Source organism: Streptomyces alkaliphilus (assembly GCF_014141535.1).
Taxonomy (GTDB): Bacteria; Actinomycetota; Actinomycetes; order Streptomycetales; family Streptomycetaceae; genus Streptomyces; species Streptomyces alkaliphilus.
On the sequence record NZ_VKHT01001110.1, the window covers coordinates 1 to 1,515 of the forward strand.

Genomic DNA, 1,515 nt, shown 5'->3' on the forward strand with positions numbered 1-1,515 from the left:
GCTGGGGCTCCTGCTCCTGGTCGCGGTGCCCGCGCTGCTGCTGGGGCCGGTGCGCCGCCGGCATCCCTCGGTGTTCTGGGTCCTGGTGGGCCTGCCGTTCTCCACCTTCCGCCTGCTGGCCTCCTACGGCTCGGTGATGGAGGCGTGCGGGCTGACCGTCCCGCCCTCCCGTTGGCGGGCCGGCCTCATCCTGGCCACCACCCGGCGGGAGGTGCGGCCGGTCCCGCCCCGCCGGGGGATGCTGCGGCCCACCCCCACCGGACTGCGGGTCCGGCTGCGGCTGGCACCCGGGCAGGAATCGGCGGACGTGGCCGCTGCCGGTGAACGACTGCGCCACGCCTGGGGCGTGCACGCCGTCCACGTCGCCGAACTGCGCCCCGGCCGCGTGGAACTGCGCCTGGTCGGCTTCGACGTGCTGCGCGATGTGCGGATGCCGCGTCGCTGCGGCGGCTCCTTCCTCCGGGTCCCGGTCGCGCTGCGGGAGGACGGCAGCGCCCTCCTGCGGGACTACCGCGCCGTTCCCCATCAACTGACCCTGGGCGCCACCCTGTCGGGGAAGTCGATGTACCTGCGGCACCTGGTCGCCGGCCTGGCCGGGCAACCCGTTGCGCTGCTGGGCATCGACTGCAAACAGGGTGTGGAGCTGGCACCCTTCGCGTCCCGGCTCTCCGCGCTGGCCACCGACCCGGAACAGGCGGCCCGACTGCTGCCGGTCCTGGTGCGGATCATGGAGGAGCGCTACGACCTGATCCGCGCCCGGCAGGGCCTGCCGTTCGACGCACCGGAACACACCATCACCTCAGATGTGTGGGGGCTTCCCGCCGACGAACGTCCGGTGCCCCTGGTGCTGTTCGTGGACGAGGTGGCCGAACTCTTCCTCACCGCCACCCGCAAGGACGAGGAACGGCGGGATGAGATGGTCACCCATCTCATCCGCCTCGCCCAACTCGGCCGCGCCGCCGGCATCTTCCTGGAGGTCTGCGGGCAGAGGTTCGGCGCCGAACTGGGCAAGGGCGCCACCATGCTCCGCGCGCAGTTGACCGGCCGGGTCTGCCACCGGGTCAACGACGAGGCGTCCGCGAAGATGGCGCTCGGGGACATCGCCCCCGAAGCGGTCGCCGCCGCCTGCTCGATCCCACCCGAGCGGCCCGGGCTAGCCGTGGTCGGCGACACCTCCGGCGGCTGGTCGCGCATCCGCACGCCGTACCTCTCTCTCGACGACGCCGCCGCACGGTGCCGGGAGAACGCCGGCCTCGTGCCGGAGCTCCCGGCCCTCGCCCCCTTCCGGCCCCTCGCCGCTCCTTCTCCCGCTCCGGTGTCCCTCGCCAAGGCGACGGACTGACCCGCACCCGTCCTTCCTCCCCCGACCCCCGGAAAGGAGCGTTCCTCCGTGCGCGCCCACGACGGCGTGCGACTCGTCTAGCACTTCGTTTCGGTCCACACCGCCCACCAGCGCAAAGGAACTTGTATGCACGAGTATATGAGTAGAGTCCGCGTCTGGGAACTGACCTGCCC

The 1,515-nt window shown here is 72.5% G+C and carries 1 protein-coding gene; it reads left to right on the top strand.

Annotation, left to right across the window (positions count from 1 at the left end):
- Positions 1-16: 16 nt before the first annotated feature.
- Positions 17-1,342 (top strand): FtsK/SpoIIIE domain-containing protein, encoded by a 1,326-nt coding sequence (locus tag FNQ90_RS22765; protein ID WP_407699429.1) that lies wholly within the window; start codon positions 17-19, stop codon positions 1,340-1,342.
- Positions 1,343-1,515 lie beyond the last annotated feature (173 nt).